Origin of the sequence: Streptomyces pratensis, from assembly GCF_016804005.1 — a bacterium.
GTDB lineage: Bacteria > Actinomycetota > Actinomycetes > Streptomycetales > Streptomycetaceae > Streptomyces > Streptomyces pratensis_A.
In genome coordinates, this window is sequence record NZ_CP051486.1 from 3,388,825 (window position 1) to 3,402,176 (window position 13,352).

General features: G+C 73.5%; 1 protein-coding gene. It reads left to right on the plus strand.

What is annotated here, in order from left to right; all coding sequences use genetic code 11:
• Positions 1-120 precede the first annotated feature (120 nt).
• Positions 121-13,317 (plus strand): type I polyketide synthase, encoded by a 13,197-nt coding sequence (locus tag HED23_RS14510; RefSeq protein ID WP_203183841.1) that lies wholly within the window; start codon positions 121-123, stop codon positions 13,315-13,317.
• Positions 13,318-13,352: the final 35 nt, after the last annotated feature.

Consider the following 13,352-nt stretch of genomic DNA (forward strand, 5'->3'; position numbering starts at 1 on the left):
CCGGTAGGGGTAGGGCGGGGGATTGGCGCGACCGAGACTGAGCGGTGACTCGCCCACTTCCGTGGGTGGCAACGGATACCGGCCCGTGCGAGGTGCCTCGCCGACCGACGGAGTGGTGAGATGCTGCGTACCGAACTGATACGGCCGCTGCCCGAACTCCTGAAGGCGCACGCCGACCGGTTCGGGGACAAGGTCGCCTTCCGGGACGCCCGCCGGAGCGTGACCTACGCCGAGCTGGAGCGCCGCTCGGGGAACATCGCCGGTCACCTCGTGCAGATGAGGCTGCAGCCGGGCGACTGCGTGGCGATCTACCTCGGCAACTGCGTCGAAGTCATCGAGAGCTACCTGGCGGTCGTCAGAGCGGGTGCCATCGGCTCGCCGTTCAACCCGCGTGCCACCGACGCCGAACTCTCGTATCTGCTCGAGGACAGCAACGCGCGCGTCGTCATCACCGACGCCGCCCACGCCGACCAGCTCGGACGGGTCCTGGGGGACCGGGGTGACGTGCGGGTCGTCATCACCGGCGACGCGCCCGAAGGGGCGTTGCGCTTCGAGACCCTCGCAGGCACCGAACCGGCTGTCGGGCCCCGGGACGACCTGGGACTCGACGACCTCGCGTGGATGCTCTACACCTCGGGGACCACGGGCCGGCCCAAAGGCGTCCTGTCCACGCAGCGCAACTGCTTGTGGTCGGTGGCCGCCTGCTACGCACCCGTGCCGGGGCTGAACTCCGAGGACAGGGTGGTGTGGCCCCTTCCGCTCTTCCACAGCCTGTCCCACATCGCGTGCGTGCTCGGTGTCACCGCGGTCGGCGCGACGGCCCGGATCGTGGACGGGTTCGAGGCCGATGAGGTCCTGGACGCGCTGCGCGAGGACTCGGCGACCTTCCTCGCAGGTGTGCCCACCATGTACCACTACCTGGTGCGGGCCGCGCGCCGGCAGGGCTTCAAGGCGCCACACCTGCGGATGTGCCTCGTCGGCGGAGCCATCACCACCGCGTCACTGCGCCGCTCGTTCGAGGAGGCCTTCGGGGCGCCGCTGCTCGACGCGTACGGATCCACCGAGACGTGCGGTTCCATCACCATCAACTGGCCGACCGGCGCCCGGGTCGAGGGTTCCTGCGGTCTTCCGGTGCCCGGTCTCGGCGTGCGTCTCGTGGACCCGGAGACCGGAGAGGACGTCCCCGCGGAGCGTGAGGGCGAGGTCTGGGTGAGCGGGCCCAGCGTGATGGCCGGCTACCACAACCAGCCCGAGGCCACCGCCGAGGCGATCCGGCACGGCTGGTACCGCACCGGCGACCTGGCCAGGCGCGACGCCGCCGGCTACTTCACCGTGACCGGGCGCATCAAGGAACTCATCATCCGCGGTGGGGAGAACATCCATCCCGGTGAGATCGAGGAGGTCCTCCGGCGGGTCCCGGGCGTGGCGGACGTGGCCGTGGTCGGCCGACCGCACGAGACGCTCGGTGAGGTGCCGGTGGCCTGTCTGGTGCCCGGGCCCGAAGGGCTGGACCCGCAGGCGCTGTTCGCGGCCTGCCGTGAGGAGCTCTCGTACTACAAGGTGCCCGAGGAGCTCTACGAGATCGCCCGGGTGCCCCGTACGGCATCCGGCAAGATCACCCGGCACGTCCTCCTCGAACAGCCCGCGCGACTGCGCGCGGCCGGAGCCAGCCATTACGAGTCGCTGTTCCGGCTGGACTGGATCCCGCTGCCCTCGGTGCCGCCGCCGGCCGTGGCTCCCGGCCGGTGGGCGCTGGTCGGTCCCGGTACGGAAGAGCTGACGCAGGGGTTGCTCGACCAGGGCATGGAGGTGTCATGCCACTCCGACGCGGGGGCGCTGCGGGACGCCGTGTCCGCCACCGGGCAAGCGGTCCCGGACGTCACGGTGCTGGCCCCGGTCGCGGATTCCACCGACGGCCGGACGGTGCACGAGCTGACCGGCACGGTCACCGCCTGGCTGGCCGACGAACGCTTCAGCGGCGGGCAGTTGCTGCTCGCGACCAGGCGAGCGGTCGCCACCGCGTCCGACGAGGAGATCCCCGACCTGTGGCAGGCCGCGCTGTGGGGCGGCCTGCGCGACGTCCAGAGGCAGCACCCCGGGCGTGTCGTGCTCGCCGACATGGACGTCACCGACGCGCAGGCGGGTGCGGTGCTGCCCACCCTGCTGCCGGGCGACGAACCGCAGTTCGCGGTCCGCTCCGGCGTAGCGCTGCTGCCCAGGCTGACCCGCGCGGCCGCCCCCGCGCCTGGCGAGCGGGAACCCGCGCCCGACCCCCGGCGCACGGTCCTGGTCACCGGCGCCGACGGGCCGGACGCGGCGGCAGCCGCACGGCACCTCGTCATCGCGCACGGCGTCCGCCATGTGATGCTGGTCAGTGACGGAGGCCCCCGCGACCGAGCCGCGGTCGAGCTCGAGGACGAGCTGACCCGGGCCGGCGCCAGGGTCGTGCTTGCGGCCTGTGACCTCACCGACCGTGCCGCACTCGCCGACGTACTGACCCGGATCCGGCGTCCCCTCACCGCCGTGGTGCACACCCCCGGGGCGGACACCGGGGCCGGGGAGGACCCCCTGCGGGCGGCGGCGCTCCGGGCCCTGAACCTGCACGAATCGACCCTCGACGCCGGCCTCGACGCGTTCGTACTCCACTCCTCGGCGGCCGGTCTGCTCGGGGCGGCCGAACCGCCCGGACACGGTGCCGTCGCCGCCTTCCTCGACGGACTGGCACAGAACCGCCGTGCCGCGGGACACGCCGCACTGTCCCTCGCCTGGGGTCCCTCGGAAGCGCACGACGGCGACACGGGGACCCCGACGCCCGCGGGCGTCGGCCGTCTGACGGCACACGACTGCCGCGCCATGTCCGACGCCGCCCGGACCGTGGACCATGCCGTCCTGGTGCCGATGCGGCTGGACACCGGGACGCTCCACACCGACGACGTCCCCGCCCCGCTGCGCGGTGTCATCGAGGTGACTCCCCGCGCGGCCGCTCCGGACGAGGCCGGCAGCGCCGCACTGCGCGCAGAGCTGCTCGCCGTCCCGGACAACGAGCGGGGGCGGATGCTCCTGGAACTCGTGCGCACCCACGCTGCCCGAGTCCTGGACCTGCCGGAGGACGCGACCGTCGGCGCGGACAGGGCCTTCAAGGAACTCGGCTTCACCTCCGTCGCGGCCGTGGCCCTGCGGAACGCCCTGACCGGGGCGACCGGCCTGCGCATGTCGGCGACCGCCGCCTTCGACCACCCGACACCGACGGCCCTCGCCCGCCATCTGAGGGCCCTGCTGCTCGACGACGATCCGGCCGTCACTCCGCCCGCGCCCTCCACGGTGGTGTCCGGCGAACCGGTCGCCATCGTCGCCATGGGCTGCCGGCTGCCCGGCGGAATCACCTCCCCCGAGGAGCTGTGGCAGCTCGTCGAGCTCGGCCTGGACGGTGTCACCCCGTTTCCCGACGACCGAGGCTGGGACGTCGAGGCGCTGTACGACCCCGACCCGGACAGGCAGGGCACCACGTACGTCCGCGAGGGCGGTTTCCTCCACGACGCCGGCGACTTCGACGCCGACTTCTTCGGGATCTCCCCGCGTGAGGCGCTGGCGATGGACCCGCAGCAACGGCTGCTGCTCGAGGCGTCGTGGGAGGTCTTCGAGCGGGCGGGCATCGACCCGACGTCGCTGCGCGGGGAGAACGTCGGTGTGTTCTCCGGGCTCATGCACCACGACTACGGCACCGACGCCGCAGACGCCCCCGAGGGCGTCGGCGGATACATCGGCACGGGTACCGCGGGCAGTGTCGTCTCGGGCCGCGTCGCCTACACCCTCGGCCTGGAGGGCCCGGCGATCACGGTGGACACCGCTTGCTCCTCCTCGCTGGTGGCACTGCACCTGGCGGCGCAGGCACTGCGGTCCGGCGAATGCTCCATGGCGCTGGCCGGAGGAGCGGCGGTCATGGCCAAGCCCGGCTCCTTCATCGAGTTCTCCCGACAGCGCGCACTGGCACCGGACAGCAGGTGCAAGGCCTTCGCGGCGGCCGCGGACGGCACCTCCTGGTCCGAGGGCGTCGGCGTACTGCTCCTCGAACGGCTCTCGGACGCGCAGCGCAACGGGCACCGGGTACTGGCGCTGCTGCGCGGATCGGCGGTCAACCAGGACGGTGCCAGCAACGGCCTGACCGCTCCCAGCGGACCCGCGCAGCGCCGGGTCATCCGCCAGGCGCTGGCCAACGCCCGCCTGGCCGGGCACGAGGTGGACGCGGTCGAGGCGCACGGGACGGGTACCACCCTGGGCGACCCGATCGAGGCACAGGCCCTCCTGGCCACCTACGGGCAGGACCGGTCCGCGGACCGCCCGCTGTGGCTGGGCTCGCTGAAGTCGAACATCGGGCACGCCCAGGCCGCCGCCGGTGTGGCGGGCGTGATCAAGATGGTGATGGCGATGCGGCACGGCGTGCTGCCGGGGACCCTTCACGTCGATGCGCCGTCACCCCACGTCGACTGGGCGTCGGGCGCGGTGGAACTGCTGACGGAGGCCCGCGACTGGCCCGAGACCGGGCGGCCGCGCCGGTCCGCGGTGTCCTCGTTCGGGGTCAGCGGTACGAACGCCCACGTCATCCTGGAGCACGTTCCCGAGGCCGCCCGGGTAAGCGAACGCGACGGGGACGCGGGCGGCGGACATGGGACTCTGCCCCTGCTGGTCTCCGCGCGCGGGGGCCGGGCCCTCGCCGCCCAGGCCGCACGCCTCGCGGAGCATCTCGCGAACCGTCCGCGACTCGAACTCGGCGACGTCGCGCACGCGCTGGCGACCACCCGGGCCGCGCTGGAACAGCGGGCCGTCGTCGTGGCCGACGACGTCGAAGAGGCACGGGCCGCCCTGGACGCGCTGGCCGTCGGCCGGCCCACGACGTCCGTCGTCTCGGGCAGCGCCGACACCGAGGGCAAGGTGGTCTTCGTGCTGCCCGGCCAGGGCTCCCAGTGGGCCGGGATGGGCGCCGAACTGCTCGACGTGTCACCGGCGTTCGCTCGGCACATGGCCCTGTGCGCGGAGGCCCTCGCACCGCACGTCGACTGGTCGCTGACCGATGTGGTCCGGCAGGTCCCCGGAGCACCCACGCTCGACCGGGTCGACGTCGTCCAGCCCGTGTCGTTCGCCGTCATGGTCTCGCTCGCACAGGTATGGAGGTCCCACGGCGTCGAGCCCGACGCGGTCGTCGGTCACTCGCAGGGGGAGATCGCCGCGGCCTGCATCGCCGGAGCGCTCTCCCTGCCGGACGCCGCACGGGTCGTGGCGCTGCGCAGTCGTGCCATCGCCCAGCACCTGGCCGGCCGGGGCGGCATGATGTCGGTCGCCCTGTCCGCCGAAGAGGCGGGCCGACGGCTGGACCGCACCTCGGACGGGGAACACCTGTCACTCGCGGCCGTCAACGGGCCGTCGTCCGTGGTCGTCGCCGGAGCACCCGAGGCACTGGACGCCATGGCCGCCGAACTGACGTCCGAGGGCGTCCGGGTCCGCAGGATCCCCGTGGACTACGCCTCCCACTCCGCGCACGTCGAGCGCATCGAGGCGGAACTCGCGAGCGCACTGGCCCCGATCGGCCCCCGCCGCTCGGACATCCCCTTCTACTCCACCGTCCACAACCGATGGATGGACACGCGAGAGCTGAACGCGGAGTACTGGTACCGCAACCTCCGTGGGACCGTACGGATGGAGGAGGCGGTACGAGCCCTCCTGGCGCAGGGCTTCGGCTTCTTCGTGGAAGTCAGCTCGCACCCCGTTCTGGTACCGGCGGTACAGGCCACCGCCGAGCACACGGGCGGCGGCGCCGTCACCGTCGTCGGCACCCTGCGCCGGGACGACGGAGGCACACGGCGACTGCTCACCTCGCTCGCCGGGGCCTGGGTGCGCGGCCTGGCCGTCGACTGGCCCACCCCGTCCGCACGTGCGGACGCCGACCTGCCCACCTACGCGTTCCAGCGCCGCCGCTTCTGGCTCCAGGCCCCCTCGGACCGGAGCGCCCACGGCGCGGGTGCGCCGGCGGATCCCGTGGAGGCGGCGTTCTGGAAGGCCGTCGACAGCGAGGACCTGGAGGGCCTGGCCGCTTCCCTGACGGCGGGTGGCCGGGCGGACGCCGACGCGTTCGGCGCGGTCGCCGACGCGCTGCCGGTGCTGGCCGACTGGCGTCGGCGGTACCGCGAGAGGTCCGCCGGCGACACCTGGCGTTACCGGGTGACCTGGAAACGTCTGGCCGGTGCGGGCCGTGACGAACTGCCCGGCAGATGGCTCGTGATGGTGCCCGCGGCGTCCGACGCCACCGGCGGACGCGCCCACGGCGTCCTCGACGGGCTGCGCGCCCGTGGCTCCGAGTGCGTACGGATGGAGGTGAACGCCCGGGGCACCGACACGGCCGAGCTCGCCGCACGCATCCGGGAGGAAGCCGGGCAGCCCGGCGGGATCAGCGGCGTGCTGTCCCTGCTGGCCTTCGACGAACGGCCCGTGTCAGGAGCCCCCGCCCACACTGCCGGCCTGGCCGCCACGGTCCTGCTCCTGACCGCGCTCGAGGCGAGTTCCGTCGACGCCCCGGTCTGGGCGCTCACGTGCGGTGCGGTCGCGACGGGCCCCGGCAGCCCGGAACCCAGCCCGGCGCAGGCGATGGTGTGGGGACTCGGCCGAGTCGTCGCACTGGAACTGCCGCGCCGCTGGGGCGGGTTGGTGGATCTGCCCGACACCCTCGACGACCGGGCGATGACCCGGTTGACCACCGCGCTGAGCGCTCCCGACGGCGAGGACCAGCTGGCCGTCCGTCCGACCGGGGTCTTCGCCCGCCGCCTCGTGCCGGCACCGACGGCCGGTGCTCCCGCCCACCGCCGCTGGAAGCCCCGCGGCACCGTCCTGGTGACCGGCGGGACCGGGGGCGTCGGCGCCGAGGTGGCCCGCAGGCTCGCGTCCGACGGCGCCGCTCATCTGGTCCTGACCGGCCGGCGCGGCCCGCAGACCCCCGGAGCCGAGCAACTGGCCGACGAGATACGTGCCTCCGGGGCCGAGGTGACCCTCCACGCGTGCGACGTCGCCGACCGGGACGCGGTGCGCCACCTCCTCGCTTCGTTGCCGGGCACGCTCACCGCAGTGGTGCACGCCGCGGGCGTCGGGCAGAACAGCCTGCTCGCGGACACCGCCCCCGACGACTTCGCCGCCGTCCTCGCGGGCAAAGCGGCCGGCGCCGCACACCTCGACGAACTGCTCGGGGACACCGACCTGGACGCCTTCGTCCTGATGTCGTCCAACTCCGGTGTCTGGGGCGGCGGAGGCCAGAGCGCCTACGCCGCGGCCAACGCCTTCCTGGACTCCCTCGCCGAACGGCGCCGCGCCCGGGGCCGCACGGCGACCTCCGTCGCCTGGGGCGCCTGGGGCGGCGGCATCGGACTCGGAGCGCGGGACGGCGCGTCCGAACGCCTCAGGCGGGCGGGCGTACTCGAGATGGAGCCCGGGGCGGCCGTCTCGGCGCTGATGCGCGCCGTCGAGCACGACGACACCTGCGTGTCGGTGACGCACATGGACTGGCAGCGGTTCGGTGCCGCGTTCACCATGGCCCGTCCCAGCCCGCTCATCTCCGACGTCCCCGGGGTCCGGGGCACCGGAGCTGACGAGGAGGAAGAGAAGCGGGACACCTCGGGAACGGCCGGGCGTCTCGCCGCGCTCGCCGGCCCCGAGCGCGAGAGGCTCGTGCTCGATCTGGTGCGGGCACAGTCCGCCGCCGTGCTCGGTCACTCAGGGGCGGACGCGGTGGACGCGAACCGCGCCTTCCGCGACCAGGGCTTCGACTCCATGACCGCGCTGGACCTGCGTAACCGTCTGGCCACCGAGGCCGGCGTCGCGCTGCCGTCCACGATCGTCTTCGACCACCCCACCCCCACCGCCCTCGCCGCCCATCTGCGCGGCCTGCTCCTGGGGGAACAGGACGCCACCTCGGCCCCCGTCCCCGGTGCGGCACGCGACGACGACCCGATCGTGATCGTCGCCATGAGTGCCCGGCTGCCGGGCGGGATCGCCTCGCCGGAAGACCTGTGGAACCTCGTCGCGGGCGGCGGCGACGCGGTTTCCGACTTTCCCACCGACCGCGGCTGGGACGTCGACAACCTCTTCGACCCGGACCCCGGGCAGACCGGGAAGTCCTACGTGCGCCACGGCAGCTTCCTGTACGACGCCGGGGACTTCGACGCCGCCTTCTTCGGGATATCGCCGCGCGAGGCGCTGGCCATGGACCCGCAGCAACGCGTCCTGCTGGAGACGGCCTGGGAAGTGGTCGAGCGGGCAGGCATCGACCCCGCCTCCCTGCACGGCAGCCGGACGGGCGTCTTCGTCGGCGCCATGCACCAGGACTACGGCACGGGGCAGAGCCCCGCCCGCAGAGGAGCCGAGGGATACTTCGTCACCGGCAACGCGTCCAGCGTGCTGTCCGGCCGGGTCGCCTACACCCTCGGTCTCGAAGGCCCCGCCGTCACGGTGGACACCGCTTGCTCCTCCTCGCTGGTCGCCCTCCACATGGCCGCCCAGGCACTGCGCTCCGGCGAATGCGACCTGGCGATGGCCGGCGGGGTGACCGTCATGGCCACACCTGACGGCTTCGTGGAGTTCTCCCGTCAGCGAGGGCTCTCCACGGACGGCAGATGCCGTGCCTTCGCTGCCTCCGCCGGCGGCACCGGCTGGTCCGAGGGAGCAGGACTCCTGCTCGTCGAGAGGCTGTCCGACGCCCGACGCAACGGACACCCCGTCCTCGCCGTCGTGCGCGGCACAGCGATCAACCAGGACGGTGCGAGCAACGGACTGACGGCCCCCAACGGGACGTCCCAGCAACGGGTCATCCGGCAGGCCCTGGCCGACGCCGGTCTCACCGCGCCCGACGTGGACGTCGTGGAGGCCCACGGCACGGGGACGACGCTGGGCGACCCGATCGAGGCACACGCGGTACTCGCCGCATACGGCCGGAACCGGCCCGAGGGCCACCCGCTGTGGCTGGGCTCGCTCAAGTCCAACATCGGTCACACACAGGCCGCCGCCGGTGTGGCCGGCGTGATCAAGATGGTGATGGCGATGCGCCACGGCGTACTGCCCCGGACCCTCCACGTCGACGAACCCTCCCCGCACATCGACTGGACGTCCGGCGCGGTGGAGCTGCTGACCGAGGCCCAGGAGTGGCCCGACCTGAACCGGCCCCGACGGGCCGGGGTGTCGTCCTTCGGGATCAGCGGCACCAACGGCCACGTCATCCTGGAGCAGGCACCCGTCGAAGGAGCGGCCACCCCCGAGGCACGCAGGACCCCACCCGCCGTCCCGTGGCTGCTCTCCGCACGCACCTCGGAAGCGCTGTCCGCCCAGGCCGCACGCCTGCTGCCCGTCCTGGAGGGGCCCGACGGCCCCGACCCCGCCGACGTCGCGTACTCCCTCACCGCACGGTCGGACCTGGAACACCGCGCGGTGATCGTGGCCGGGGACGGCGAGGCCCCGCTGCCGGGGCTGCGAGCCCTCACGCAAGGCGAGGCCGCCGGCACGCTCGTACAGGGCACGCGCGCGGCCGGCCGGACCGCCGTCCTGTTCACCGGCCAGGGCGCGCAACGCCTCGGCATGGGGCGTGAACTGTACGACGCCTACCCCGCGTTCGCAGAAGCCTTCGACGAGGCGTGCGCGGAACTCGACCCGCGCCTGGGACGTCCCCTGCACAGCGTGCTCCTGGGGAGCGATCCCGCTCAGCTGGAACAGACGGCGATGGCCCAGGCGGCCTTGTTCAGCGTCGAAGTGGCCCTGTTCCGTCTGATGGAGTCCTGGGGCGTACGGCCCGACGCCGTCGCCGGACACTCGGTGGGTGAGATCGCCGCCGCACACGTCGCCGGGGTCCTGTCGCTGTCCGACGCATGCGCGCTGGTCGCCGCACGCGGGGCGCTCATGCAGGCCCTGCCCACGGGCGGCTCCATGATCGCCGTCGCCGCCTCCGAGGAGGAGGTGCTCCCCCTGCTCGCCGGCCTGGAGCACCGGGTGAGCATCGCGGCGGTCAACGGGCCCTCCGCCGTGGTGCTCTCCGGCGACGAGCAGGCCGTTCAGGAACTGGCGGCGGAGTTCACCGGACGCGGCACCGAGACCAGGAGGCTCCGGGTCAGCCACGCCTTCCACTCCCCGCTGATGGACCCGATGCTCGACGCGTTCCGCGCGGTCGTGGAACAGCTCGACTTCCAGCCACCTCGCATCGACGTCGTGTCGACCAGCGCCCCCGAAGCGGCCGGCGCCGACGTCCTGTGCAGCCCGGACCACTGGACCGACCAGGTGCGGCGGCCCGTGCGCTTCCACGATGCCGTGCGCACCCTGCACAGCCAGGGCGTCAGCACCTTCCTGGAGCTCGGCCCGGGTGGTGTCCTCACCGCGATGGTCCAGGACTGCCTCAGCGACGTCGCGGAAACCATCGCGGCGGTCCCGACGCTGCGACGTGACAGACCCGAACCGCAAGCGGTCGTCTCAGCGCTCGCACGACTCCATGTCCGGGGCGTCCCGGTGGACTGGGCCGCTCTGTTCGAGGGCAGCGGCGCACGGAAGGTCGACCTGCCCACGTACGCCTTCCAGCGCCGGCGCTACTGGCTCGACCCAGCCGGTGCGATGCCGGACGCGGGCGCGGCCGGTCTCACCGACGCGGGCCACCCGCTCCTCCGCGGCACCGTCACACTGCCGGACAGCGACGGGGTGCTCGCCACCGGCAGGCTGTCCGTGGCCACCCACGGCTGGCTCGCCGACCACGAGGTGGGCGGACAGGTGCTGGTGCCGGGCACCGCGCTCGTGGAAGCGGTCGTGCGGGCCGGCGACGAGGCCGGGTACCCGGTTCTCGACGAACTCGTCATCGAAGCCCCTCTCGTACTGCCCGGCCACGCCGCCGTACAGCTGCAGGTCGCCGTGGCCGCGCCGGACGCGACCGGCCGCCGCCCCGTGGCCGTCCATTCCCGTCCCGCCGGCCAGGACCCCGACGCCCCTTGGACCAGGCACGCGGGAGGTCTGCTGGCGACGGTCGGCACGGCACCGCTGCCCGGGGCCGTGGAGTGGCCGCCGGAAGGCGCCGGACGGGTCGTCTCCGACCACTTCTACCCCTCCATGGCGGAGGCGGGCTACGTGTACGGTCCGGCCTTCAGAGGCCTGCGGTCCGTGTGGACCCGAGGCGAGGAGATCTTCGCCGAGGTCACCCTGCCCGATGACCACGAGGACGATGCCCGGCAGTTCGGCATCCACCCCGCCCTGCTGGACGCGGCGCTGCACGCCGCGAGCTTCGGGGCCCTGGGCGGCATGGGACAGGACAGGCTCCTCCTTCCGTTCGCATGGACCGGAGTGACCCTGCACGCGTCGGGCGCCTGCGCCCTGCGCGTCAAGGTGACCCCGGCAGGCCCGGACGCCTTCGCGCTGGAGGCCACCGACGCGGACGGCGTACCGGTGATGTCCGTCGAGTCCCTGGTCTTCCGCCCGGTGTCCCCCGATCAGCTCCGGACCGGGCCCGCGACGTACGACCGGCTGTTCCACCTGGACTGGCCCGCCGTGGCGTTGCCGGAACACCCGGACCCGTCACAGGGGTTGGAGTACGCCGACCTGACCGACACGCCGGACGCGGAAGGACCTGCCCGGGTACGGGACCTGCTGGGGCGGGCCCTGCACGCCGTGCGGTCCTGGCTGGACGAGGACCGGCCGGCCTCCGCACGGCTGGTCGTACTCACCCGCAACGCATGCCTGCCCGGAACCGACCCGGCGGCCGCCGCCGTGTGGGGCCTGGTGCGTGCCGCCCAGTCGGAGAACCCGGACCGCATCGTCCTCGCCGACATCGACACCGAGGACGGCTCACGGCGCGCACTGCCGCGTGCCGTGGCCTCGGGTGAGGCGCAGCTCGCCATCCGGGCCGGTGAGGCGCGGGTGCCCAGGCTGGCCCGGGTCTCCTCCGAGGCGCCGGCCGAAGGACGCCCGCTCGACCGGCAGGGCACCGTGCTGATCACCGGCGGCACCGGAACCCTGGGAGCGATGGTCGCCCGGCACCTGGTCACCGAGCACGGAGTACGCGGCGTGCTGCTGGTCAGCCGCAGTGGAGGAAGCAGCACCGGTGCCCGCGCCCTCGAGACCGAACTGGCCGGACTGGGCGCGGACGTGACGTTCGCCGCCTGCGACGTCTCCGACCGTGGGGCACTCGCCGACGTAATCGGAGCGATCCCCGCCGAACGGCCCCTCACCGGTGTCGTCCACGCCGCCGGTGTGCTGGACGACGGTGTGATCTCGGCACTCACCCCCGAACGCCTGGACACCGTGCTGCGGCCCAAGGCCGACGCGGCCTGGCACCTGCACGAGCTGACCCGGGACACCGACCTGGCCGTCTTCATGCTGTTCTCGTCGGCCTCCGCTCTCCTCGGAACCCCGGGCCAGGCCAACTACGCGGCCTCCAACGCCTTCCTCGACTCCCTGGCCGAACACCGGCGTGCCCTGGGACTGCCCGCGACGTCCCTCGCCTGGGGACTGTGGGCCGAGGCTTCCGCCATGACCGGCGGCCTCGGCAGCGCGGAGCTGGAGCGCGGCCGGCGCGGCGGCATGGACGCCCTGAGCTCACGGGAGGGCATGGAGCTGCTGGACACCGCACTGCACCTCGGACACGCGAAACTGATGCCCGCCGAACTCGCCCTCGGCGCGTACGGCGCGGAAGGCACAGCCGTACCGCCGCTGCTGCGCGGCCTGGTGCGTGCCACCCGCAAGAGCTCGCGCGGCGGTGCCTCCGCAGCGGAGCGCGTGCCGGCGCAGCAGCTGGCCGGCTTGAAGGAGCCGGAGCGCGAGACGGCACTGCTGGAGCTGGTACTCGCCGAGGCGGCGACCGTGCTCGGCCACGGCACCGCCGGGACAATCGATTCCGAGCAGGCGTTCAAGGACGTCGGCTTCGACTCCCTGACGGCCGTGGAGCTCCGCAACCGCCTGGTCGCCGCCACCGGGGTCCGGCTGCCGGCGACGTTGATCTTCGACTACCCGACCCCCCTGGCGCTTGCGGGCTGCCTGGCAGGGCGGCTCCGCCCGGAACCGGCCGACACACCGGCCGCCGGCCCGCAGCCGCTGGTGCTGGCCGCCGAACTCGACCGGCTGGAGGCGGCGTTCGCGCACGCCGACCCCGACGAGGCGCTGCGAGCGGATCTCATGTCGCGGCTGTCGCGGCTGGAAGCACTGACCGCCTCCTGGGGGCCCGCGGGCCGGATCGATGACGAGGAGGACGCGTTCGACTTCGACACGGCCTCCGACGACGAGATCTTCGGGCTCATCGACAAGGAACTGGGGTCGTCCTGAATACCGTTCGGGTCCCCGCCGCAGCATTCAGGGAG

Excerpts from the sequence above, each read along its gene's own strand:
- HED23_RS14510 (WP_203183841.1), top strand. The coding sequence starts at position 121 with ATGCTGCGTACCGAACTGATACGGCCGCTGCCCGAACTCCTGAAGGCG.